The sequence below is a fragment of the Stenotrophomonas sp. 01N47 genome (genome assembly GCF_056399165.1).
Map to the genome: position 1 here is coordinate 35,920 of NZ_JBFTQU010000009.1, position 24,102 is coordinate 60,021.

The following is a 24,102-nucleotide window of genomic DNA, read 5'->3' on the forward strand; positions in this document are numbered from 1 at the left end:
GCCCTTTTTCGTTGTGCCGGAAGATTCATCCACGCATGGCGTGGATCTACTGGAAGCGACCGGAGATTCAGCGGCGCGGGGCGTGGATCACCCGCTGGTGACCGGGGGCTCGTCCGCGCGGGGCATGAATCAATCGCAAGGGACCGTAGGTGCGCCATCGCACGGCGTGGACAGCCGCGTTGCCCGACCGCACAAACAAGAAAGGCGGACCTTGCGGCCCGCCCTCCTCTTTCTGCTGTCACGCTTCGATGGATCAGAAGCGCTGGGTGTACTTCATGTAGTAGTAGCGACCGATGTCGAAGCCACCGTAGTACGAGAAGCTCGAGTTCGGCTGGCTGTACATGACCGGGCCTTCGTGGTTGAACACGTTGTTGGCACCGACCGAGACCGTGGCCTGCCACGGCAGGGTGTAACGCACCTGCACATCGTGGAAGGTGTTCGAACCGACCTTGCGGGTCGGCTGGCCCAGGGTGTAGGCCGAGCTGAAGTCAGGCAGGTTGCACTCGGTGTCGTAGGAGCACGGCTCCTTCATGCTCGAGTAGTAACGCACGGCCCAGTTGACGCCCAGGTTGCCCAGGCTCCAATCGACATTCAGGTTCGAACGGACGCGGAAGTTCGCACCCCAGTCGCCGGTTGCCCAGCTGGTGTGCTGCTCGACCGGAGTCTCGGCTTCGTTGTCGCGCTTGTACTCGAGGTAATCGACGTAGGTGGTCTTCCAGTCAACCACGATCTTGCCGAAGGAGAACTCCGGCAGGCGGTACTTGATGCCCAGGTCGTAACCTGCGGTTTCCTGGTAACCACCGTTGATCAGGGTACGGGTAACGTCGACCACCTGGTTGACGGTGCGGCCTTCGGTACCGCGGCTGAAGCGGTCACACGCCGACGCCACGCCCAGCACGTAGCACTGGTTGAGGATCGAGGTCACCGACTCGGCGGCGATCACGTTGTCGATGCGGATCTTCCACCAGTCCAGGCTGACGTCCAGGCCCTGCACGAAGTTCGGGCTGTAGACCAGGCCAGCGGTCCAGGTCTTGGAGGTTTCCGGCTGCAGTTCCGGGTTGGAACCGGATTCGAAGGCGCTGTAGGACTGGGTGCCCGGGCCGGTCGACTGTGCGCCACCGGAGGTGATCTGGCGGAAGTTCGCCGGAACGCCACGTGCGCCGCAGGCCGCGGCAACCGACGGGTTGCGCGAAGCCGAACCGAAGCTGCTGTCGCACGGATCGGTGTAGGCGTCGAAGGTCTGCGAGGTGCCGCCGTACATGTTGGCGATGTTCGGCGCGCGGAAGCCCGTCGAATAGGTCGCACGCACCAGCAGGTCGTCGATCGGCTTCCACTTCAGGCCGAACTTGCTGTTGATGGTGTCGCCGAAGGTGTTGTAGTCCGAGTAGCGACCAGCCATGTCGAGCGACAGTTCCTTGGCGAACGGCATGTCGGCCAGCACCGGCACGTTCAGTTCGACGTAGAACTCGTCGAGCTTGTAGCTGCCCTTGGTCGGCGCGCCGGCCAGGTCGGTGCTCAGGCCCGACTGCAGCAGTGCATCCGGGTTGTACTCACCGCTTTCCTGGCGGTGCTCGTAACCGGCGGCGATGGCCAGGTCACCGGCCGGCAGCGTGAACAGCGAGCCGGAGATGTTGGCGCTGTAAGCCTTGGTGGTGTTGGTGTAGGTGTCGTGGCTCGGCAGGAACAGGTAGGCCTGCAGTGCCGGGTCAGCCAGCGAACCGTTGCCGGTGGAGCCGTACGGTGCGAGCGGGTTCCACGGGGTGCAACCAGCGATCACCTTGCCCGGGGTGCCGCAACGGGCAACGTCGCCGTCCATGAAGGACGGACCGACGGCGTTCTGCACGTTCGGGATGAACAGGTTGCCGGTGCCGGTCTTGACGCCCTTGTTCTGGTTGTAGACGTAGCCCACGTCCCAATCCCAGAACTTGTCAGCGAACTCGAACGAACCCTCCAGGCCGGCCGAGAAGCGGAAGGTTTCCTGCTCGGATTCGGTCTGGCGCGGGAATTCGGAGGTGCGACGGATGAAGTTCGCGTCCTTGCCCAGCGGGTTGTAGATGCTGTCGGCCGACAGCGGGGTGCCGTAGACCTCGGACTGGTACGGGTAGCCGGCAATCTGCGAGGTCGCGGTGCGCTTGGTGTACAGCACGTTCGCGGTGGCGCGGATGTTGTCGGTCAGGTCGTAGTTGCCGTTGGCAAAGACCGAGCGACGGGTCAGCTTGTTCTGCAGCCACATTTCCTGGCTGGCATTGGTGTAGTCGGCGGTGCCGAACTCACGGAAGTCGCCCATGCCGTTGCCGGCACCGGTATTGGCACGGGTGTACCAGATATCGTCGTTGGCGTCCTTCGGGGTACCCATGTCGTCGATCAGCACGCCATGGTTGGAAGCCGGCGACCAGCCATTGGCATCGTCCGCGGTCGGGTTCGGATGGAAGCGACCGTTCGGGTAGCGGCTGAAGGAGCGATCCTTGGCCTGGACCTCGTCTTCCTTGCTGTACTCGGCGCCGAAGGTGATCGAACCGCGCTCACCGGTCTGGCCGTAGACGAAGTTGTAGACCTGCTTCTGGCCGTCGCCCTGGCCGTACTGGCCACCGTAGACGCTGGCTTCCAGGCCGTCGAAGTTCTTGCGGGTGATGATGTTGACCACGCCGGCGATGGCGTCGGAACCATAGATGGCCGATGCACCGTCGGTCAGCACTTCGATGCGTTCCACGACCGAGGTCGGGATCGAGGCCAGGTCGGTGTAGCCGCCGGTGCTGGTGCCCATGCGCTTGCCGTCCAGCAGCACCAGGGTGCGCTCCGGGCCGAGGTTGCGCAGGTCGACGTACTGGCCGCCGACTTCTTCGCCCGAGGTCAGGGCATCGGCGCGGCTGATTGCCGGCGAACCGGTTGCCGACAGGTTCTGCACGATGTCGGCAACGCTGGTGAAGCCCTGCTTTTCAATGTCGGCGCGCTGCAGCGCGATCACCGGCTGCGCGGTTTCCATGCTCGCCTGGCGGATGCGCGAACCGGTGACCGAAATGCGGTCCAGGTCGGTCGTGCCGCCGGCAGCTGCGTCCTGCGCCGAAGCGAAGGACGGTGCCAAGGCAAGCGCAATGCCGGCCGGCAGCAAGCCGAGCCGCACTGCGGGAATACGAACGTTCATCAATCTCTCCAAGGTACGTGTTAGTAGCGTGTTAAAACGCCGTAGCACGTTACGATTGCGTTGCAGCGCTGTATTTGCGCGACACAACCGGAGACTTTGCGGAGTGTGGCGGAAGCTGTCCGTCGTTCTCGCGGAAGCGCGAGGCGGACTGGCCGTAGCGGGCGCGGAAGGCGCGCGCGAAGCTGCAGCAGTTGTCGAAACCGCTGGCGGCAGCGACCTCGCCGACCATCATGTCGGTGTCGCGCAGCAGATCGGCTGCGCGCTCGAGACGCAACCGTGCCGAAAGCGACTGCGGGCTTTCCTCGTACAGGCTCTGGAACGTCTTGGAGAGATACCAGCTGGAGAAGTTGGTCAGCTCGGCCAGTTCGCCGATGCGCACCACACGGTGGCTGTTGCCTTCCAGATACAGGCGCGCACGCTGCATGCGACCGAACACCTGGCGCTTGCGGCTGCGCGAGCGGCCGGGGCAACGCTGTACGTTGTCGGCCAGGCTGCGCTGCAGACCGGCCAGATGCAGCAGCAACGGACGCAGTGCCTGCGCCGGCTGCCCGCTGGCGAGGGCGTCCCGCCACAGGCGCAATGCCACGCGTGCATCGGCGCGGTTCATCAGGCCGCGACCGGCGTACAGGCCGCAGTCGGCCATTTCGGTCAGCACGCGCAGCGCTTCCACGTTCAGGTTCATGCCCACGCACAAGCCGTTGCGTCCGGCCTGGACCAGCGGCCTGGATTCCTTCTCGAACGCGATCCACTCGCCCTGGCGAAGCCGGAAGCGCCCTTCCTTGGCTTCCACCCAGGAGGTACCGCGCACCTGCATCCAGACGCTGAAACTGGTGCCGGCGGTCTGCAGGCTGCCGAGGCGGGCAACCCCCATGCAGGTCGGCGCGACATCGTCGATCGCCTTGTCCAGGGATACGGTTTGGCCACGATCAGCCAGCGAGAGTTGACGCATAGGGGCACCACGGATTTGCCAAGTACAGGCCTCCGTTTTGCCAAATGAGGTGACAGCGCGTCAGGAAAGACTGCCGAGATCGCCACGAATTCGCGGCGAGATCGTCACGAAGAAATTACGAAGGCCCTTTCTCGTTCAAGATCAATAATTTGGAGAATGCCGGGAACAGTGCGGGCGGTTGTTCGGGCAATCGCATCACACCGATGTCGGCACCATCGCTGATGGCCAGGGCCAGGTACAGGCTGTTTCCGTCGGCACTGGCGCTGAGTCCATTGCCCGCGCTCAGCCGCTGCGCGTCCAGGCAACGCTCCGCTTCTTCGCGTCCGGACTGGATACGGACCAGGGTCGTGCCACAGCTGGCACTGCTGCCGAGGTAGTCGATGCTGCCGTTGCCGGCCACCGTCCAGGTCCGGTAGCGCCAACGGCTGGGCCGGTCCTCACTGACCTGCTGCACGCTGGCAGGCGTCAACGCCGCGTCCACCGACCACAGTCCACCGGCTGCCAGCCGGGTGAACAGCACCCGCCCGCTACTGCGGTCGAAACGCGCCTGCGATACGCCTTCCAGGCTGGCCAACCGCCGCCACGGCTGCGCGCTGCGGTCGAACAGGCTCAAGCGGGTGTGCTGGTCGGCATCACGTTCAACCACCAGCAGCTGCTCCGCGTCTGCGCCGTACAACGCCTGCAATGGCTGCTCGGCGGGAACCGGAAGGCGATGCAGTTGTTCATCGCGCGGTGCGATCTCGTAGACAACCGCTTCGCCATGCTCATCGCGGCCCACCACCAGCAGATGCCGGCTGTCGGCCGACCAGTCGGGCGCCTGCCGTGCCTCGGGCTTCAGCCCCTCGATCGGCCGCAGCGACTCCGGCCGCTGCATGTCGGCCCACCACAGGGCGAAGCTGCCGGAACGATCGGAACTGAACACCAGTTGCCGCCCATCCGGTGCCACCATCGGTTGCCCGTCGCGGCCACTGGAGGCGAACAGGCGCTCACCGGCACCGCCCTGCGCGGGCATCCTGAACACCCCGAACTGCGCGCGCCGATGCACGAACGCCAGCATGTCGCCGCGGCGGGACACTGCCGGCCACTGCGCATCGTCGAGCCCAGCGTCGCGCAATGTGCGGCGCTCGACGTCGAGGTAGTACAGGCGTGCTTCGCTGTCCACGCGGCGACCGAACACGATATGCCGACCGTCGCCCAGCCACGCCCATCCACGCAGTTCGGCCGATTCGGTGGTCAACTGCTCGGGCGTGCCGCCGCTGGCAGGCATCCGCCACAGATCGCCCAGCTGAGGGTTGCGGACAAACACCAGCCATCGGCCATCCGGGGAATAGCGCGGGGCGTAGTCGAAATCATCCTCGTCGACAGCGTACTCCAGCGCACGCCATTGGCCGGTGGCCAGATCGAGCACGCGGATGCCGCGATGGGCATAGCGACCGACCATGCTGCCGAAGACCAGGCCACGGCCATCGGGCGTCCAGTCGAAACTGAGCAGCTCGGTGCCGTCGCAGCGTGTGGCCTGGCGCACGGCGCCGCCGGTGGCGCTGGCGATCAGCACCTGGCAGCTGGCATCGGCACCAAAGCGGGCGAAGGCGATTTCGCGGCCATCGGGCGACCAGTTCGGGAAGCGGTCGCTGGCACCTGCCGGTGGCGAAAGCAGCTGGCGCGCGGGCGCATTGCCGGAGGTCTGCACCTTGATGGCGTTGCCGCCGGTGCCATCGTCGTTGGCGCCTTCGTAGGCGACCTGCGATCCATCAGGAGAAAGTGTGGGATAGGTCTCAAAACCGGCCGTCGCGGTAATCAATCGATACGGCCGCTCAGGGCTTCCGATCACCCGCGTGCCGTTCTCCACTGCCGCATCCACCGGAGAATTCACCGGCGCCGGGCGGCGCAGCAGCAGTACGCTCAACACCACCAGCGCAAGCAGCATCACCACGCCCAGCGCCAGCAGCAGGCGACGGCGCAGACGGCGCCAGCGGCGGCTCCCGCGTTCAACCACGGGCGCGGCTGCGGGGGCCACGGCGTTCGGCGCAGGCGACTGCGGTGCGGACGATTCCTCTGCAACAGCCATCGCATCGGTCTCGTGGTCCGGCAACGGCTGCACCGGCACCAGCAGGCGGTAGCCGGTCTTGGCAATGGTCTCGATGTACGCCTGGCCATTGTCGTCGTCGACGCTGAACGCCTTGCGCAGCTGGGTAACAGCCTGGGTCAGCACATCGTTGGTCGGCAGCGTGTCCGGCCACACTTCGGCGAACAGCTCGTCACGGGTCACCACCCGCCCCGGCTGCCGCATCAACATGCGCAGCACGCCCAGCGACTTGGGCGTCAAACGGCGTGTACGGCGGGCACCGGCGACTTCGACCTCACGCGAGGACAAAGTAACGATGCACTCACCGACGCGGACGCGGTCGGATTCAGGCGACTGGATTTCGCTGTTGATCATTCGTTGCTATGGGGCTGAAACAGGCCGCAAACACTGTTCACCATCGATCCCTTCCCATCCTTGGCACAGCAAGAAGCCAGATTCCGCACAAAGCATCGGCGCATACCGCAAAAAAAACGAAGCCTCCGGATATTAGCCTATGCGGGTTACCTCGCCTATCGCGTGGTCGACATCAGGCTCTCTCTCGCCGACGCATTCACATAATACGCATCATCATTCGCGCCCTTTTGGGCGCGATATTTTTATCTGGCGTTCATTTTCAGAAGCGTTTCAGCATGGTCAGGCCAACCAGCCGCGAAACCACCAGCGCTACGTACATGACGCCGGAAAACTGCTCCAGCATTACCAGCGCGCGGGCCTGCGGATGCAGTGGCACGACGTCGCTGAGACCTACCCCGGACAATAAGCTGAAGCTCAGATAAAGCAGCTCCATCCATGTGCGCTGCGCGCCGCCACTGGCGCCCTGGAAACTGCCCGGATACCACTGCTGACATACGGCAAAGGTAAAAGCGAATGCCCATGCCAGCAGAGTGAACGTGGCACCGGCGGCGAACAGCTCGTCGCGCGTCACTTTGTGGTCCTGCAGCATGTAAGCGATCAGCGCTCCGGCGGTGTAGAAATACAGCAGGCTTTCCAGCAGCTGCGCGGTGATGCCCAGTGCAGGCCGGTCGAGCAGGGCCGCCGAAAGGGAAAACACCACCGCTGGGATGGCCAGCACCAACGCCAGCCATGTCCCCAGCGGGCTGCGCTGCACCACCCACAGTGCCAGGCCGAGCACGGCCATGCCGAATACGCCCACTGCCGCGCGCCCGGCAGCAGTTTCGTCCAACGCCGGGTACAGCAGTACCGACAGCAGCTGTGCTCCGAGCAGCCAGGCAGAGGGGTGACGGCGGGCGATGGCCAGCCAGCGGGTAGTTACGGCAATGGGCATGGTTCCTTATCCCCAGGGAACGTTGGGGCGAGGATAACGGCAAGGCTGTGAGATGGGGGACTGGACGGTGCCGGGCATGACCCGGCACTGCCCCTCTGCGATCAGCCCTGCTGGTACACCTCGGCGCCGGCTGCACGGAACTGTTCGGACTTCTCCTGCATGCCCTTCTCTGCGTACTCGCGCACGTCCTGGGTGATCTTCATCGAGCAGAAATGCGGGCCGCACATCGAACAGAAGTGGGCCAGCTTGTGCGCGTCCTTGGGCAGGGTCTCGTCGTGGAATTCCTTGGCCTTCTCCGGGTCCAGGCCGAGGTGGAACTGGTCTTCCCAGCGGAACTCGAAGCGTGCCTTGCTCAGCGCGTTGTCGCGCACCTGCGCCCCCGGATGCCCCTTGGCCAGATCAGCAGCATGGGCGGCGATGCGATACGCCATGATGCCGTCGCGCACGTCCTGGCGGTTGGGCAGGCCCAGATGCTCCTTCGGCGTGACATAGCAGAGCATGGCGGTACCGAACCAACCGATCATCGCCGCACCGATCGCGCTGGTGATGTGGTCGTAGCCCGGCGCGATGTCGGTGGTCAGCGGGCCAAGCGTGTAGAACGGTGCCTCGCCGCACTCGCGCAGCTGCTTTTCCATGTTCTCCTTGATCAGCTGCATCGGCACATGGCCGGGGCCTTCGATCATGGTCTGCACGTCGTGCTTCCAGGCAATCTTCGTCAACTCGCCCAGCGTTTCCAGCTCGCCGAACTGCGCCGCATCGTTGGCATCGGCAATGCAGCCGGGACGCAGGCCGTCACCCAGCGAAAAAGTCACGTCATAGGCCTTCATGATTTCGCAGATTTCTTCGAAATGCGTGTAGAGGAAGTTTTCCTTGTGGTGGGCCAAGCACCACTTGGCCATGATCGAGCCGCCGCGACTGACGATCCCGGTAACCCGCTTGGCGGTGAGTGGCACGTAGCGCAGCAGCACACCGGCATGGATGGTGAAGTAGTCCACGCCCTGCTCTGCCTGTTCGATCAGGGTGTCGCGGAAGATCTCCCAGGTCAGCGCTTCGGCGCGGCCGTCGACCTTCTCCAGCGCCTGGTAGATCGGCACCGTACCGATCGCCACCGGCGAGTTGCGGATGATCCACTCGCGCGTCTCGTGGATGTGCTTGCCGGTGGACAGGTCCATTACCGTGTCACCGCCCCAGCGGATCGCCCACACCAGCTTTTCCACTTCCTCGGCAATACCCGAGGACACCGCGCTGTTGCCTATGTTGGCATTGATCTTGGTGAGGAAGTTGCGGCCGATGATCATCGGCTCGCTTTCCGGGTGATTGATGTTGTTGGGCAGCACCGCACGGCCGCGGGCGATTTCCTCGCGCACGAATTCCGGGGTGATGATGTGCTGGATCGATGCGCCGAAGGATTCACCGGGATGCTGCTGCAGCAGTGCGGCATCGCGGATCGCGTCCAGTCGCTGGTTTTCGCGGATCGCCACGAATTCCATTTCCGGGGTGATGATGCCGCGGCGCGCATAGTGCATCTGGGTGACGTTGGCGCCGGCCCGCGCGCGACGTGGCAGGCTGCGCGCGGGGAAGCGCACCGGGTCCAGCTTCGGATCATGTTCGCGCGCGCGGCCAAACGAGGAGCTGAGGCCGTCGAGCTGTTCGGTGTCGTTGCGCTCCTCCACCCAGCCACGCCGCAATGCCGGCAGGCCCGCAGACAGGTCGATGCGCTCGTCCGGATCGGTGTATGGGCCGGAGGTGTCGTAGACGGTGACCGGTGCGTTCTCTTCGCCACCGAACACGGTGGGCGTGCGGGTCAGCGCGATCTCACGCATCGGCACCTGCAGATCCGGGCGCGAGCCGGGCACGTGGATCTTGCGCGAGCCGGGTATGGGCCGGGTCACGGACTCGGAGAGTTGCTGGGCCTGTTGCTGCAGGGCAGAGAGCTGTGCGTTCATCGGGCATCGTCCAGGAAGGTCAGGGACGAAGCGGCGGCGCACTGCCCCCGCGCCCGGACGGCACCAAGGCGCTCCTTGGGCAGGTTCCGGGTACGGCTGCATTGCAAAGCTTCCCTACGCCGGTATGAGCCGGATCAGGTTCCAAGGGACTATCTCAACCGTGGCCACAAGGCCGCGGTACCCCCGCTTCTTGGTGGGCATTAGAGCATAGAAACCACTCGGTCTCCTGGCCGATCGCCCACGCAGGGCGCGGATCTACCGCGCCTGCGTTAACAGAACCGTGACGTCGCATTCAGTAACGTGCACGCGCGCCGCACCATTGCACGCGGCGCTTTCCCTGCCGCCATAGCGGTACCTGTCCGGTGCGCACACTTTCGCCGGCCCACTCCCTGCAAGCTTTCGCTCGCTCCCCTCAATCCCTTGATCGGAGAAGCTCCTTCATGGTGTTTCGCATTTCCATCGCACTGGTGCTTGCCCTGGTGCTGCTCGCCGGCCTCGCGCCCGGCCCCTTCAATACCGTCGTGCAGGCGGCGCTGGGTGATGTTATCCGCAGCGTCGGTTGGCTGTACCTGCTGGTGGTATTCCTGGCGCTGGTGTTCCTGATGTACCTGGCCTTCGGCCGCTTCGGCAACCTGCGCATCGGTGGCGAAGACGCCGAGCCCGAGTTCTCGCGCGCCAGCTGGATGTCGATGCTGTTCGCTGCCGGCATGGGCATCGGCCTGGTGTTCTGGGGCGCGGCCGAGCCGATCTCACACTTCACCAAGCCACCGGAAGGAATTGAACCGCAGAGCATGGATGCCGCGCGTGCATCGATGCGCTATGCGTTCTTCCACTGGGGCCTGCATCCGTGGGCGATCTATGCACTGATCGGCCTGGCGATGGCCTGGTTCCAGTTCAACCGCAATGGACGCGGGCTGGTCAGCGATATGCTGCAGCCGATCATCGGCCGCCACCATCGCGGCTGGATCGGCCGTGTCGTCAACATCGCGGCGGTGGTCGCCACGGCGATCGGCGTGGCGACGACGCTCGGCTTCGGCACCATCCAGATCGCTGCAGGCGTGGAGCGCGTATTTGGCCTGCAGGCGACTGTACCGGTGCAGATGACCATCATCGCCATTGCCTTCGTGCTGTACATGGCCTCGACCGCCAGCGGTGTGGAGCGCGGCGTGAAGTGGCTGTCCAACTTCAACCTGGCACTGGCTGCATTGCTGGCCGCGACCGTACTTGTGCTGGGGCCGACTGGCTTCATCTTCGATACGTTCACCACCACGCTGGGTTCCTACCTCAACCAGTTGGTGACCATGAGCCTGCGCATGTCACCGTTCTCCGGCAGCACGTGGGTGGCCGACTGGACGATCTTCTACTGGGCCTGGTGGATTTCGTGGGCCCCGTTCGTGGGTTCCTTCATCGCGCGCATCTCGCGCGGCCGCAGCGTGCGCGAGTTCGTGATCGGCGTGGTGTTGGCACCGACCCTGCTGGGCTTCTTCTGGTTCGCCGTTTTCGGGGGAACGGCATTGTGGGCGCAGATCTTCGGCCACGCCGACCTTGTGCAGGCGCTGGGCAATGGCTATGAGACGGTGCTGTTCACCCTGTTCGACAGCCTGCCGGCGTCGCTGATGCTGTCGGCAGTGGCGTTGGTGCTGTTGATGATCTTCTTCGTGACCTCGGCCGATTCGGCGGTTCTGGTACTGGCCAGCATGTCCACCGACGAAGCCGGGGATCCGCCGCTGAAGCGCAAGCTGGCCTGGGGCATCGCGGTAGCGTTGATTGCGGCGGCATTGCTGCTGGCGGGCGGGCTGGATGCGCTGCAGGGCATGATCACGATTGCCGCGTTGCCGTTCGCGCTGCTGATGGTGCTGGTGATGGTGTCGCTGTACCGGGTCCTGGACCAGGAGTACACGCGGGAGCGGCGGCAGGCGCAGCGCCAGCGACGCATGATCGATGCGTGGATCGCACGCGAGATGGCAGCGCAGGAAGAGACCCAGGCGGAGGCAGCACGCGCGCAGGATCAGGATTGAGGGTGTTTTGCAGCCTGCGGCTGCACCGCTTTTTTCAGGCAAAGGCAACGGCCGAAGCCAAGGCGGCTCTGGGTTGTTGCTGGTTGGGCGGGGCGGTGTGGGTGGGCAGGACACGCCGTAAACCCATCCCTGGGGGCTCGATGGCGCCATCCATGGCGCCAACGGTCCTGCCCACCCACACCGCCCCGCCCCCGACAATTTCCCGGTGACGGTTGGTGGACCTACGCCATGCGTGGATGAAGGTGTATCGGAAAACAAGAAGGGGTCGGATCCGTTTTCCAATGGAAAACGGATCCGACCCCAACCATCAGCACGCGGCTGTTGCTGTTGCTTTTGATCTTCTTTTTTCTCTTACTGCGGTGGCGGCCGCAGGAAACTGTCAGAGGCCGGGTGGGTGGGCTGGGCGGGGGTGTCAGCCGCATGGATGCGGCTGCCAAGCCTACAAGGACGTACTTGCGGCGTCCCCCGAACAGCCCACCCACCCGGCCCAGCAAGCGATCCCGCTTCTGAACCCTCCGCAGAGGGGGCTCAGCCCGTTGGCCGGGAAACCTCAGTAGCCCGCCGCCTGCCCATCCTTGCGGCTCTCCGATGCGCCGTAATACACGCCCGTTTCCGGATCACGCAGGATCGCCTGATAACCACCATACGGACCATCGGCGAACACCACGCGGTGCCCCTTGCGCATCAGCGCCCGCACGGTCTCGTACGGGAACCCGGTTTCCAGATTGACCTCGCCACCATCGGTCATCGCCGTCGCCTGACCGGTCGGCTCGGTCGATCCCTCATGCTGGATGCGGGGGGCATCACCAGCCTCCTGCAGGTTCATGCCGAAGTCCACCAGGTTCATCACGATCTGTGCGTGCCCCTGCGGCTGCATCGCACCGCCCATCACGCCGAAGCTTGCATAAGGCTTGCCGCCCTTGGTGACGAAGGCCGGAATGATGGTCTGGAAGGGACGCTTGCCCGGTGCGTAACCGTTGGGGTGGTTCTTCTGCAGCACGAACATCTCGCCGCGATCCTGCAGGATGAAACCCAGCCCCGGCGGGGCCATGCCGCTGCCCATGCCACGGTAGTTGGACTGGATCAGTGACACCATCATGCCGTCGGCATCGGCCACGGTCATGTAGATCGTGTCGCCCTCTTCCAGCTGCTTGGGCGTACCCGGCTGCACTTCCTTCAGCGCCTTGTCCATCGAGATCAGCGCGCGACGCTGCGCGGCGTACTCCTTGGAAATCAGCTTCTGTACCGGCGCCGGTTGGAACGCCATGTCGGCGTAGAAGCGCGCACGATCGGCGAAGGCCAGCTTCTTTGCTTCCACGAACAGATGCACGTGCTCGGGTGAGCCGAACGGAATCTTCGAGAAGTCGTAGCCTTCCAGTACGTTGAGGATCTGCAGCGCGGCGATGCCCTGGCTGTTGGGCGGCAGCTCCCACACGTCGTAGCCGCGGTAGTTGCTGCTGACCGGCTCGACCCACTCGCCATGATGGTCGGCCATGTCCTGGTAGCTCAGGTAGCCGCCGTTCTTCTTGAAGTAGTCGCCGATGGTGTGGGCGATGTCGCCCTTGTAGAAGGCATCACGGCCGCCGTCGGCAATCTTCTGCAGGGTGTCGGCAAGGTTGGGGTTCTTCCACATCTCGCCCTTGCGCGGCGCGTGGCCATCGATCGTGAACTGTTGCTTGAAACCCGGATACTGCGACAGCTTCGGCACCGAGCGATCCCAGTAATAGGCGATCACTTCGGCAACGGGATGACCGTCGCGCGCGTAGCGGATGGCCGGGGCCAGGTTGTCGGCCATCGGCTTGCGGCCGAAGCGCTCGTGCAGCGCGAACCAGCCATCAACCGCGCCCGGCACCGATACCGGCAGCGGACCGGTCGCGGGGATCTCCTTCAGGCCCCGGCGCTGGAACTCGGCCAGGGTGAGCGACTTCGGCGAGCGGCCCGAGCCGTTGTAGCCGTAGAGCTTCTGCGTCTTCGGGTCCCACACGATGGCGAACAGGTCGCCGCCGACGCCATTGCCGGTGGGCTCCATCAGGCCCAGCGCTGCGTTGGCAGCAATGGCGGCATCGACGGCCGAGCCACCGGCCTTCATCACGTCCAGCGCGATCTGGGTAGCCAGCGGCTGCGAGGTGGCGGCCATCGCATGCGGGGCGATCACCTCCGAACGGGTGGCGAAGGTGTGGCCGGTAATGCGGTCGGCGGCCTGGGACAGCATGGGCACGGCAGCCAGCACGGCAGCAGCCAGCAGGGAACGGGCAAGACGTCGGGACACGGTCAGGTTCCGAGGGAAGGGGTGGTGACCCGATCTTCGCCGCTACCGCGACCGGGGGCCATCGGGCATAGGTCATGGGGCGCCTCATGGAGCCTCGGGCGCCATTGCCACGAACGCATCGCAATGCGCGCGGAACTTCCCGCGGCACACGGGGCGCTGCACGACCCGGCGAGCGCAGCTGGTATCGCCGGAATCCGCGCAAAAAACCCATTGGAAAGAGTGAATTCGGGTTCACCGAAACACTTTCAGCAGCAACCATCTTTGTGCCACAAGCGATTGCACTGCATGCAGCGGAAACTGACGGGAATAGTGCTGCGAGGGTTGACACAGCGGAAATGGCTGTGGTTTTCTCGATCACATGTTGCATCACAACACACCACCGCGAACCCACATCGAAGCCGCCGATACCGGCGCCGCCTCGCTGCGTTCGATTCTTGTGCTCGTACTTATTACCCAACCAACAGGTGCGGGACGAGCCAGCGTGTAAGCAACAAACACACCGGAACTCTTCAAAAACCCGCACCCGCCCAGGTGCGGGTTTTTTCATTTCAGGACCTGGTTTCAGACGCAACCACCATGACCACCGCCTCCTCCACAACCTGGACCTGCTGCACCACGAACTCTCGTGGTGGCAGTACCTGTGCGATGCGCGGCGCTGCCCTCCCCACTTTTCCCTGACCGGCCGGTACGTCGCTTCGACTGCCGGCCGTCTTTTTTCTTCCCACCCGCAAGGAACCTCCCCCATGAGCACCAACGAACTGCCCCAGACCAAGATCGCCGTCATCGGCTACGGCAGCCAGGGCCGCGCGCACGCGCTGAACCTGCGTGAATCCGGCTTCGATGTGGTGGTAGGCCTGCGTCCGGGCGGCCCCACCGAGGTCAAGGCACAGGCCGATGGCTTCACCGTGAAGGCACCGGCCGATGCGGTGAAGGATGCCGACCTGGTCGCGGTGCTGACCCCGGACATGGTGCAGAAGAAGCTGTACGAGGACGTGCTGGCGTCGAACATGAAGCAGGGCGCGGTGCTGCTGTTCGCGCATGGTCTGAACGTGCACTTCGACATGATCAAGCCGCGCGAAGACCTGGACGTCGTGCTGGTCGCACCGAAGGGCCCGGGTGCACTGGTCCGTCGCGAATATGAAATCGGCCGCGGTGTGCCATGCATCTGGGCGGTCTACCAGGACAAGAGCGGCAAGGCCGCCGAGTACGCGCTCGCCTATGCGGCCGGCCTGGGTGGTGCGCGCGCCAACCTGATCCAGACCACCTTCAAGGAAGAAACCGAAACCGATCTGTTCGGCGAGCAGGCAGTGCTGTGCGGCGGCGCTTCGGCACTGGTGCAGGCGGGCTTCGAGACGCTGGTGGAAGCCGGTTACCAGCCGGAAATCGCCTACTACGAAGTGCTGCACGAACTGAAGCTGATCGTCGACCTGTTCTACGAAGGCGGCATCTCGCGGATGCTGGAGTTCATCTCCGAGACCGCGCAGTACGGCGACTACGTCAGCGGCCCGCGGGTGATCGACGCCGGAACCAAGGCCCGCATGAAGGAAGTGCTGAAGGACATCCAGGACGGCACCTTCACCAAGAACTGGGTGGCCGAGTACGAAGCGGGCCTGCCGAACTACAACAAGTTCAAGCAGGCCGACCTGGAGCACCCGATCGAGAAGGTAGGCAAGGAACTGCGCGCCAAGATGGTCTGGTTGCAAGGTCAAGCCGCGTAACAACGCGGCACCCCCACCCGCTCTGCAAGGTTCCCCCATGAACTCTCCCACACACCGCAGCGCGCCGCCCAACGGCGCGCGCTGGCTGACCCAGGCGCTGGAGGCCGAGGGTGTCCGTACGCTGTTCGGCTATCCGGGCGGCACCATCATGCCGTTCTACGACGCGCTGGTGGATTCGTCGCTGAAGCACATCCTGGTGCGCCATGAGCAGGGCGCGGCACTGGCCGCCAACGGCTTTGCGCGCGCCAGTGGCCAGGTCGGCGTCTGCGTGGCGACCTCCGGGCCGGGCGCCTCGAACCTGGTCACCGGCATCGCCGATGCGATGCTCGATTCGGTGCCGATGGTCTGCATCACCGGCCAGGTCGCCACGCCGCTGCTGGGCACCGATGCGTTCCAGGAACTGGACGTGTTCGGCCTGACGATGCCGATCGTCAAGCACAGCTGGCTGGTGCGCAGCGTCGATGACCTGCCGCGCGTGGTGGCCGATGCTTTCCGCATCGCCCGCGAAGGCCGTCCCGGCCCGGTGCTGATCGATCTGCCCAAGGACGTGCAGCTGGCCGATGCCAGCCACCTGCCGGCGCATGTGCCGGCCCATGTGGAACCGCCGCCGGCCCCCGCCGACGCGGCCATCGCCGAGGCCATCGCGGCTCTGGCGGCGGCCGAGAAGCCGGTGGTCTACGCCGGTGGTGGCATCGCCCTGGGCGATGCCGTGCAGGACCTGCGCGAATTCGTCGAAGCCAGCGCCATCCCCACCGTGATGACCCTGCGTGGCCTGGGCGCGCTGCCTCCCCAGCACCCGCAGTCGCTGGGCATGCTGGGCATGCACGGCACCCGCGCGGCGAACATGGCCGTGCAGGAAAGCGATCTGCTGCTGGTGCTGGGTGCGCGCTTCGATGATCGGGCGACCGGCAAGCTGGCCGAGTTCGCACCGTTTGCCCGCGTGGTGCACATCGATGCCGATGCGTACGAGATCTCCAAGCTGCGCAGCGCCGATGTCGCCGTGCCCGGCAACGTCGGCCACGCCATCCGCGCCCTGCGTGCGGCCTTCCCCTCCCCCAAGGCCCACCAGGACGCATGGCGCAAGCGCTGCGCACAGCATCGCGATCGCTTCGCCGCACGCTACGACGCACCCGGCCAGCACATCTACGCGCCGGCGCTGCTGAAGCGCCTGAGCGAACTGGCGCCGGCCGATACGGTGGTGGCCTGCGACGTCGGCCAGCACCAGATGTGGGTTGCGCAGCACTGCCGCTTCACTCATCCGCGCAACCACCTGACCAGCGGTGCGCTGGGTACGATGGGCTTCGGCCTGCCGGCGGCGATGGGCGCGCAGTTCGCCTGCCCCGAGCGCACCGTGGTGCTGGTCTCCGGCGATGGCAGCTTCATGATGAACGTGCAGGAGTTGGCGACCATCGCCCGCTGCCGCCTGCCGGTGAAGATCATCCTGCTGGACAACAGTTCGCTGGGCATGGTGCGGCAGTGGCAGGAACTGTTCTTTGCCGAGCGTTACAGCGAGATCGATCTGTCCGACAACCCGGACTTCGTCGCCCTGGCCAAGGTGTTCGGCATCGCGGCCACGCGTATCGATGCACGTGATGACGTCGAAGGCGGTCTGGCCGCGCTGCTGGCCGAACCCGGCCCGGCCCTGCTGCACGTGGCCATCGATGCACGCGCGAACGTGTGGCCGCTGGTGCCGCCCAATACCGCCAACAGCACCATGCTGGAAAGCAACCCCGCACATGCACGCCAGGAGATCCCCAATGCAATACCGGCTTGACCTGGTGCTGCAACCGGCCGAGGGCGCGCTGCTGCGCGTGATCGGCATGGCCGAACGCCGTGGTTTCGCACCGCGCGCGATCACCGGTGCGCCGGTGGCCACCGATGATGGCCGTTGGCACCTGCAACTGGTGGTGGACAGCCAGCGCCCACCGGAAACGCTGTGCCGGCAGATGGAGAAGATCTACGACTGCGTTTCGGTGCAGATGACCGCACTGGAAGGAGCATCCGCATGAACGCCCGTATCGTATGCAACACGGTGCCGGTACGGAGGCGTCTTCTTCGCCGCCCGTGCCCGCATGCGGTGTTCCGCAACACGCCGCTGGTGGCCCATGCCGGCTGCTGATGCCAGCAAGGAAAGCGATGTCGGCGACGTAACCGTTGCCGACGTACTGGCCGCGCAGGCCCGCCTGCGCCGCTTCCTGCCGCCCACTCCACTGCATCATGCCGAGCGCTTCGGCACTTGGCTGAAGTTGGAGAACCTGCAGCGTACCGGTTCGTACAAGGTACGCGGCGCCCTGAATGCCCTGCTGGCCGCCCGCGAACGTGGCGATACCCGGCCGGTGATCTGTGCCTCCGCCGGCAATCACGCCCAGGGCGTGGCCTGGGCTGCTTATCGCCTGGATGTTCCGGCCATCGCCGTGATGCCGCATGGCGCACCGGCCACCAAGATCGCTGGCGTCGCCCACTGGGGCGCAACGGTGCGCCAGCATGGCAACAGCTATGACGAGGCCTATGCGTTCGCCGTCGAACTGGCGCAGCGTCATGGCTATCGCTTCCTGTCCGCGTTCGACGATGCCGATGTCATCGCCGGCCAGGGCACTGTCGGCATCGAGCTGGCCGCGCATGCGCCCGACGTGGTGATCGTACCGATCGGCGGTGGCGGCCTGGCCTCCGGCGTCGCTTTGGCGCTGAAGTCGCAGGGCGTGCGCATCGTCGGTGCGCAGGTCGAGGGCGTTGATTCGATGGCCCGCGCGATCCGCGGCGACGTGCGCGAGATCAATCCTGTGCCGTCGCTGGCCGATGGCGTGCGGGTGAAGATCCCCGGGTTCCTGACCCGCCGCCTGTGCACGTCGCTGCTGGACGATGTGGTGATCGTGCGCGAAGCCGAGCTGCGCGAGACCCTGGTGCGGCTGGCACTGGAAGAACACATCATCGCCGAAGGCGCCGGTGCGCTGGCCCTGGCCGCCGGCCGTCGCGTCGCCGGGCGCCGCAAGTGCGCGGTCGTCTCCGGCGGCAACATCGACGCCGGCGTGCTCGCCGGCCTGCTCACCGACATCCGCCCACGTCCGCCACGCAAGCCGCGCCGACGCCGGGCAGAAACCCCGCGCTCGCCCGGCAAGGCGACCGCCACCGCTTTTCCCACGCCTTCCCCTTCCCCCCTGCAAGCCGTCGCACCCGCTGTCGAGGAGATTTCCCTGTGACCACCATCGAACGAATTACCACCCCGCGCATCCGCATCTTCGACACCACCCTGCGTGACGGCGAGCAGTCCCCCGGCTGCAGCATGAGCCCGCCGCAGAAGCTGGTGATGGCGCGTGCGCTGGACGAACTGGGCGTGGACATCATCGAGACCGGCTTCCCGGCCAGCTCGCAGTCCGACCGCGAAGCGATGGCCCTGATCGGCCGCGAACTGCGCCGCCCGAGCCTGAGCCTGGCGGTGCTGTCGCGCTGCCTGCAGGCGGACATCGAGACCTCGGCGCGTGCGCTGGAAGCGGCGGCCAACCCGCGCCTGCACGTGTTCCTGTCGACCAGCCCTCTGCACCGTGAGCACAAGCTGCGGATGACGCGTGAGCAGGTACTGGAATCGGTACGCAGGCACGTAGCGCTGGCACGCTCCTACATCGACGATGTCGAGTTCTCCGCCGAGGACGCCACCCGCACCGAACTGGACTACCTGATCGAGGTCTCGCGCGTGGCGATCGCTGCCGGCGCCACCACCATCAACCTGCCCGACACCGTCGGCTTCACCACGCCGGAAGAGATCCGCACGATGTTCCAGCAGGTCATCGCTGGCGTCGCCGATGTGCCGAACGCGGCCAACGTGATCTTCAGCGCCCACTGCCACAACGATCTGGGCCTGGCCGTGGCCAACTCGCTGGCCGCCATCGAAGGTGGCGCGCGCCAGGTCGAATGCACCGTCAACGGCATCGGTGAACGCGCCGGCAACTGCTCGCTGGAAGAGATCGCGATGGTGCTGAAGGTGCGCCAGGCCTTCTACGAGCAGGACACCGCCATCGACACCCCGCGCATCGTCGGCACCTCGCAGCTGCTGCAGCGCCTGGTCGGCATGCCTGTGCAGCGCAACAAGGCCATCGTGGGTGCCAATGCTTTCGCCCATGAATCGGGTATCCACCAGCACGGCATGCTGCGTCATCGCGGCACCTACGAAATCATGCGTCCGGAAGACGTGGGCTGGGAGGACTCGCAGATGGTGCTGGGCCGCCACAGTGGCCGTGCTGCCGTCGAAGCGCGCCTCCGCGCCTTGGGCTTCTGGCTGGAGGAAGACGAGCTGAAGCTGGTGTTCGAGCAGTTCAAGGGCCTGTGCGAGCAGCAGCGCGTGGTCACCGATGCCGACCTGCAGACGCTGATGCAGGGCGGCTCCAACGCACAGGGCTACCGCCTGGCTTCGATGACCATCAGCGATGTCGGCAGCCGTGCCAATGCGCTGGTCGAACTGTCCGACCCGGACGGCAACCGCGTGGCCGAGACCGCGCAGGGTGATGGCCCGGTCGACGCACTGTTCGGCGCCCTGTCGGCCGCCACCGGCGTGCAGCTGATGCTGGACAGTTACCACGTGCACAGCGTCGGTATCGGTGCCGACGCGCGTGGCGAAGCCAACCTGAGCGTACGCCACGAAGGCGTCGAGTACGACGGCACCGGTACCAGCACGGACATCATCGAAGCATCCGCACTGGCCTGGCTGGACGTCGCCAACCGCCTGCTGCGCCAGCGCCAGGCCAACGCTGGCGTCAGCGCTGAAGCACCTGCCACTGCCACCGCCTGAGGAACCCAAGATGAGCGCCTTCGACACCGCAACCGCCACCAGCAACGCTGGTCAGCAGTGGAATGCCCAGGACTATGCGATCGATGCCGGCTTCGTGCCGACCCTAGGTGGTGCGGTAGCGCGTCTGCTCGACGCGCGCGCTGGCGAGCGCATCCTCGACCTGGGCTGTGGCGATGGCGTGCTCACCACCGAATTGGCCCTCAGCGGCGCGCACATGCAGGGCGTCGATGCTTCGCCGGAAATGGTGATCGCCGCCCGTGCACGGGGTGTCGATGCGCAGGTGATGGACGGCCACGCACTGACCTTCGATGGCGCGTTCGATGCAGTGTTCAGCAACGCGGCGCTGCATTGGATGCCCAACCCCGACCGCGTGCTGGAAGGCGTGCGCCACGCACTGCGCCCCGGCGGCCGCTTCGTCGCCGAATTCGGCGGTCATGGCAACGTGGCCACGATCATTGCCGCCGTGCAGGCCGCACGCGTCGCCCATGGGCATGGCGCCAGTGCATTCCAGTGGTACTTCCCTACCGCCGATGGCTACGCCGAACGCCTGCGCCAGCATGGCTTCCAGGTGCAGCTGATCGAATGCCTGCCGCGCCCGACCGCGCTGCCGACCGGCGTTGCCGGCTGGCTGCGGGTGTTCGCCGCACCGCTGCTGGACGACCTGCCGGCCGTGGCGCGCGCCACGGTGCGCGATGCCGCCACCGCCCTGCTGGCCGATCTGCCGCGCAACGCCGCCGGCCAGCCGCTGGCCGACTACGTGCGCCTGCGCGTGCTCGCGCGTCGGCGCTGACCTGCCCCTGTTACTTTCTCTTCGATGTCCGCTACTTCGTACTCCTGCCAGGCAAACGCATGACTTCCGCACCCCGCACCCTGTACGACAAACTGTGGGACGCCCACGTGGTGGTTCCAGAAACCGACAGCGCGCCCGCCGTGCTGTATATCGACCTGCACCTGATCCATGAGGTGACCTCGCCGCAGGCCTTCACCGAACTGCGCGAGCGGGGCCTGAAGCCGCGCCGTCCGGATCGGACCAAGGCCACGATGGACCATTCCACGCCGACCCTGCCGGCCGCTGCCGACGGCACGCTGCCCTACGCCAGTGCCGCCTCCGAAGCACAGGTCGCGATGCTGGCGCGCAACTGCGCCGAGCACGGCATCGAACTGTTCGACATGGCCTCGGACAACCGCGGCATCGTCCACGTGATCGCACCGGAACAGGGCTTCACCCAGCCGGGCATGACCATCGTCTGCGGCGACAGCCACACCTCCACCCACGGCGCATTCGGGTCGCTGGCCTTCGGCATCGGCACCAGCGAAGTCGGCCATGTACTGGCCACGCAGTGCCTGCTGCAGCGCAAGGCGAAGACGCTGGCGATCACCGTCGATGGCAAGGTCGCGCCGGGTATCGGCGCCAAGGACGTGGTCCTGCACATCATCGGCGTGATCGGCGTCAATGGTGGCACCGGGCACGTGATCGAGTTCCGCGGCAGCACCATCGAAGCGATGGACATGGAACAGCGCATGACCCTGTGCAACATGTCGATCGAAGCCGGTGCACGCGCCGGCATGGTCGCGCCCGACCAGGTGACGTTCGACTTCGTCGCCAATACGCCGCGTGGCCCCAAGGGCGCCGACTTCGACGCTGCCGTTGCCCGCTGGACGCAGCTGCGCAGCGATGAAGGCGCGCGCTTCGACAGCGAGGTGCACATCGATGCCGCCGATATCCGCCCGACCCTGACCTGGGGCACCCACCCCGGCACCGCCATCGCGGTGGATGCGCCGATCCCGGCGGCTAACGATGCCGCCGCGCAGAAGGGCCTGGATTACATGCACTTCCAGGCGGGACAGACGCTGGCCGGCACGCCGGTGGACGTGGTGTTCGTCGGCTCCTGCACCAATGGCCGGCTGAGCGACATGCGCGAAGTGGCACAGGTGCTGCGCGGCCGTCGCGTCGCCGAGCGCGTGCGCATGCTGGTGGTGCCTGGTTCTGAGATCGTCAAGCGCCAGGCCGAGGCCGAAGGCATCCATGAGATCGTGCGCGCGGCCGGTGCCGAATGGCGCGAACCGGGCTGTTCGATGTGCATCGCCATGAATGGCGACCTGGTCGCCCCCGGCCAACTGGCGGTCAGCACCAGCAACCGCAATTTCGAAGGCCGCCAAGGCCCGGGCTCGCGCACCCTGTTGGCCTCGCCGATGAGTGCTGCCTGGGCCGCAGTGCAGGGCCACGTTGCCGATGCCCGTGAGCTGTTCGCCCAGGAGGTGGCCTGATGAGCGGCTTCCGCACCCTGAGCTCGGCCAGCGTGGTGCTGCGCCAGACCAACATCGACACCGACCAGATCATTCCGGCGCGGTTCCTGTCCACCACCGAACGTGCTGGCCTGGGCCGCAATGCGTTCAACGACTGGCGCTGGCAGGCCGATGGCTCGCCCGTGGCGGACTTCGCCTTCAACCAACCGCACAATGCCGGCCGCAGTGTCCTGCTGGCCGGGCGCAACTTCGGCTGCGGCTCATCGCGCGAACATGCGCCGTGGGCACTGACCGATCTCGGCCTGCGTGCCATCGTCAGCAGCGAGATCGCCGACATCTTCCGCGGCAATTCGCTGAAGAACGGCCTGCTGCCGATCGTACTGGACGAGGCCGACGTGCAGCTGCTGATGCAGCGCCCTGACGATGAGCTGACCATCGACGTTGCGGCGCGCGAGCTGCGCACGCCCGATGGCCGCGTCTACTCCTTCCCGTTGGACGGCTTCTCGCAGACCTGCCTGCTGGAAGGCGTCGATCAACTGGGTTATCTGTTGGGCCGTGTCCCTGAAATCGAACGTTACGAGAGTGAGCATGCACGCTGAAATTGTTGTCCTGCCCGGTGATGGCATCGGCCCGGAAGTGGCCGCCGCCGCGGTCGCCGTTCTGAACGCCGTCGCCAGGCGCTTCAACCACACCTTCACCTTCAGCGAGCACGACATCGGTGGCATCGCCATCGACCGCCATGGCGAACCGCTGCCGGCATCGACCCTGGCCGCCTGCCAGGCCGCCAACGCTGTGCTGCTGGGAGCCGTGGGCGGGCCGAAGTGGTCCGACCCGAACGCCAAGGTGCGCCCGGAGCAGGGCCTGCTGGCGATCCGCAAGGCGCTGGGCCTGTATGCCAACCTGCGTCCGGTGCGCACCCACGAAGCCGCACTGCACGCCTCGCCGATCAAGGCCGAGCTGCTGCAGGGCGTGGACTTCGTGGTGGTGCGCGAACTGACCGGTGGCATCTACTTCGGCGACAAGACCCGCGATGCCGACAGCGCCAGCGACCTGTGCCGCTACACCGTGGCCGAGATCGAGCGTGTGCTGCGCAGTGCCTTCCGGTTGGCGCAGCAGCGTCGCGGCAAGGTCACTTCGGTGGACAAGGCCAACGTGCTGGAAACCTCACGCCTGTGGCGTGACGTAGCCGCGCGCATCGGCCGCGAGGAGTTCCCGGACGTCGCGCTGGAACACCAGCTGGTCGATTCGATGGCGATGCACCTGCTGGCCAAGCCGCGCGAGTACGACGTGATCGTGACCGAGAACATGTTCGGCGACATCCTCACCGATGAAGCCTCGATGCTGGCCGGTTCGCTGGGGCTGCTGCCTTCGGCCTCGCTGGGCGAGCCGGGTGCGGTGGGTATCTACGAGCCGATCCACGGCTCGGCCCCGGACATCGCCGGCAAGGGCATCGCCAACCCGTACGCGACGATCTTCAGCGCGGCGATGCTGCTGCGCCATTCGCTGGGGCTGGAAGCCGAAGCCGCAGCGGTGGAAGCGGCGGTGCATGCGGTGCTTGACGATGGCGTGTTCACGGCAGACCTGGCGGCGAAGGGCACGGCGGTGAGTACGGCGGCGGCTACCGACGCGGTGCTGGCCAAGCTGGGCTGAAGCAGGCGGGTG

16 protein-coding genes and 1 riboswitch are annotated in these 24,102 nt (G+C 65.8%); of the genes, 10 read left to right on the forward strand and 6 right to left on the reverse strand.

Annotated features, from left to right (window positions below; all coding sequences use genetic code 11):
* Positions 1–253 precede the first annotated feature (253 nt).
* The 5 genes from AC1DKR_RS16265 to thiC all read right to left on the reverse strand — a co-directional run bounded on the left by AC1DKR_RS16265 (position 254) and on the right by thiC (position 9,408).
* Entirely contained in the window at positions 254–3,142 is a 2,889-nt protein-coding gene (locus tag AC1DKR_RS16265) for a TonB-dependent receptor (RefSeq protein WP_312107186.1), read from the reverse strand.
* Positions 3,143–3,191: 49 nt separating this feature from the next.
* A complete protein-coding gene (locus AC1DKR_RS16270; RefSeq protein ID WP_108266180.1) occupies positions 3,192–4,091 on the reverse strand; it encodes a helix-turn-helix transcriptional regulator in 900 nt (299 codons plus the stop codon).
* A gap of 115 nt (positions 4,092–4,206) precedes the next feature.
* A complete protein-coding gene (locus tag AC1DKR_RS16275; RefSeq protein ID WP_478033651.1) occupies positions 4,207–6,531 on the reverse strand; it encodes a winged helix-turn-helix domain-containing protein in 2,325 nt (774 codons plus the stop codon).
* Between the two features lie 259 nt (positions 6,532–6,790).
* A complete protein-coding gene (locus AC1DKR_RS16280) occupies positions 6,791–7,462 on the reverse strand; it encodes an ion channel (RefSeq protein ID WP_032976761.1) in 672 nt (223 codons plus the stop codon).
* A 101-nt stretch (positions 7,463–7,563) separates the two neighbouring features.
* A complete protein-coding gene (gene thiC, locus AC1DKR_RS16285) occupies positions 7,564–9,408 on the reverse strand; it encodes a phosphomethylpyrimidine synthase ThiC (RefSeq protein WP_478033653.1) in 1,845 nt (614 codons plus the stop codon).
* 93 nt (positions 9,409–9,501) lie between these two features.
* Positions 9,502–9,603, reverse strand: a riboswitch (TPP riboswitch).
* Positions 9,604–9,848: 245 nt separating this feature from the next.
* On the opposite strand from thiC, the gene AC1DKR_RS16290 reads away from it, so the two are divergent.
* Complete coding sequence (locus tag AC1DKR_RS16290) at positions 9,849–11,426, forward strand: BCCT family transporter (RefSeq protein WP_223496468.1); 1,578 nt, start codon at positions 9,849–9,851, stop codon at positions 11,424–11,426.
* A gap of 550 nt (positions 11,427–11,976) precedes the next feature.
* On the opposite strand, the gene ggt is transcribed toward AC1DKR_RS16290, so the two are convergent.
* The gene (gene ggt / locus AC1DKR_RS16295; protein ID WP_478034031.1) at positions 11,977–13,638 is read right to left on the reverse strand and encodes a gamma-glutamyltransferase; all 1,662 of its coding nucleotides are present in this window, start codon (positions 13,636–13,638) and stop codon (positions 11,977–11,979) included.
* An 800-nt stretch (positions 13,639–14,438) separates the two neighbouring features.
* Here ggt and ilvC point away from each other — a divergent pair.
* The 9 genes from ilvC (at position 14,439) to leuB (ending at position 24,090) form a co-directional block, all read left to right on the forward strand.
* Positions 14,439–15,413, forward strand: a complete 975-nt coding sequence (ilvC, locus tag AC1DKR_RS16300) for a ketol-acid reductoisomerase (protein WP_025874152.1) — start codon at positions 14,439–14,441, stop codon at positions 15,411–15,413.
* A 37-nt stretch (positions 15,414–15,450) separates the two neighbouring features.
* Positions 15,451–17,187 (forward strand): acetolactate synthase 2 catalytic subunit, encoded by a 1,737-nt coding sequence (ilvG, locus tag AC1DKR_RS16305; protein ID WP_313251771.1) that lies wholly within the window; start codon positions 15,451–15,453, stop codon positions 17,185–17,187.
* Positions 17,171–17,422 carry an ACT domain-containing protein gene (locus tag AC1DKR_RS16310; protein WP_093817954.1) on the forward strand — a complete coding sequence of 84 codons (252 nt, stop codon included), beginning with the start codon at positions 17,171–17,173 and terminating at the stop codon, positions 17,420–17,422. The genes ilvG and AC1DKR_RS16310 overlap by 17 nt, the downstream gene beginning before the upstream one ends.
* Before the next feature lie 96 nt (positions 17,423–17,518).
* Positions 17,519–18,610 (forward strand): threonine dehydratase, encoded by a 1,092-nt coding sequence (locus tag AC1DKR_RS16315; protein ID WP_100462698.1) that lies wholly within the window; start codon positions 17,519–17,521, stop codon positions 18,608–18,610.
* On the forward strand, positions 18,607–20,193 hold the full coding sequence (locus AC1DKR_RS16320) for a 2-isopropylmalate synthase (RefSeq protein WP_478033660.1): 1,587 nt from the start codon (positions 18,607–18,609) through the stop codon (positions 20,191–20,193). The genes AC1DKR_RS16315 and AC1DKR_RS16320 overlap by 4 nt, the downstream gene beginning before the upstream one ends.
* Positions 20,194–20,203: 10 nt before the next feature.
* A complete protein-coding gene (locus tag AC1DKR_RS16325) occupies positions 20,204–20,983 on the forward strand; it encodes a class I SAM-dependent methyltransferase (protein ID WP_353099787.1) in 780 nt (259 codons plus the stop codon).
* A 59-nt stretch (positions 20,984–21,042) separates the two neighbouring features.
* Entirely contained in the window at positions 21,043–22,461 is a 1,419-nt protein-coding gene (leuC, locus tag AC1DKR_RS16330; RefSeq protein ID WP_279208690.1) for a 3-isopropylmalate dehydratase large subunit, read from the forward strand.
* Positions 22,461–23,039, forward strand: coding sequence for a 3-isopropylmalate dehydratase small subunit (gene leuD, locus AC1DKR_RS16335; RefSeq protein WP_478033664.1), 579 nt, complete (start codon positions 22,461–22,463; stop codon positions 23,037–23,039). The genes leuC and leuD overlap by 1 nt, the downstream gene beginning before the upstream one ends.
* On the forward strand, positions 23,029–24,090 hold the full coding sequence (gene leuB, locus AC1DKR_RS16340) for a 3-isopropylmalate dehydrogenase (protein ID WP_312787192.1): 1,062 nt from the start codon (positions 23,029–23,031) through the stop codon (positions 24,088–24,090). Before leuD ends, leuB begins: the two co-directional genes overlap by 11 nt.
* The last annotated feature ends 12 nt before the right edge of the window (positions 24,091–24,102 follow it).

Bases quoted from the DNA above. Each gene is read 5' to 3' on its own strand.
- AC1DKR_RS16310 (WP_093817954.1), top strand. From the start codon at position 17,171: ATGCAATACCGGCTTGACCTGGTGCTGCAACCGGCCGAGGGCGCGCTG.
- leuD (WP_478033664.1), top strand. From the start codon at position 22,461: ATGAGCGGCTTCCGCACCCTGAGCTCGGCCAGCGTGGTGCTGCGCCAG.
- ggt (WP_478034031.1), bottom strand. From the start codon at position 13,638: ATGCTGTCCCAGGCCGCCGACCGCATTACCGGCCACACCTTCGCCACC.
- AC1DKR_RS16315 (WP_100462698.1), top strand. From the start codon at position 17,519: ATGCCGGCTGCTGATGCCAGCAAGGAAAGCGATGTCGGCGACGTAACC.
- AC1DKR_RS16270 (WP_108266180.1), bottom strand. From the start codon at position 4,091: ATGCGTCAACTCTCGCTGGCTGATCGTGGCCAAACCGTATCCCTGGAC.
- AC1DKR_RS16325 (WP_353099787.1), top strand. From the start codon at position 20,204: ATGAGCGCCTTCGACACCGCAACCGCCACCAGCAACGCTGGTCAGCAG.
- leuB (WP_312787192.1), top strand. From the start codon at position 23,029: ATGCACGCTGAAATTGTTGTCCTGCCCGGTGATGGCATCGGCCCGGAA.
- ilvG (WP_313251771.1), top strand. From the start codon at position 15,451: ATGAACTCTCCCACACACCGCAGCGCGCCGCCCAACGGCGCGCGCTGG.
- AC1DKR_RS16275 (WP_478033651.1), bottom strand. From the start codon at position 6,531: ATGATCAACAGCGAAATCCAGTCGCCTGAATCCGACCGCGTCCGCGTC.
- ilvC (WP_025874152.1), top strand. From the start codon at position 14,439: ATGAGCACCAACGAACTGCCCCAGACCAAGATCGCCGTCATCGGCTAC.
- AC1DKR_RS16290 (WP_223496468.1), top strand. From the start codon at position 9,849: ATGGTGTTTCGCATTTCCATCGCACTGGTGCTTGCCCTGGTGCTGCTC.
- AC1DKR_RS16280 (WP_032976761.1), bottom strand. From the start codon at position 7,462: ATGCCCATTGCCGTAACTACCCGCTGGCTGGCCATCGCCCGCCGTCAC.
- leuC (WP_279208690.1), top strand. From the start codon at position 21,043: ATGACTTCCGCACCCCGCACCCTGTACGACAAACTGTGGGACGCCCAC.
- thiC (WP_478033653.1), bottom strand. From the start codon at position 9,408: ATGAACGCACAGCTCTCTGCCCTGCAGCAACAGGCCCAGCAACTCTCC.
- AC1DKR_RS16265 (WP_312107186.1), bottom strand. From the start codon at position 3,142: ATGAACGTTCGTATTCCCGCAGTGCGGCTCGGCTTGCTGCCGGCCGGC.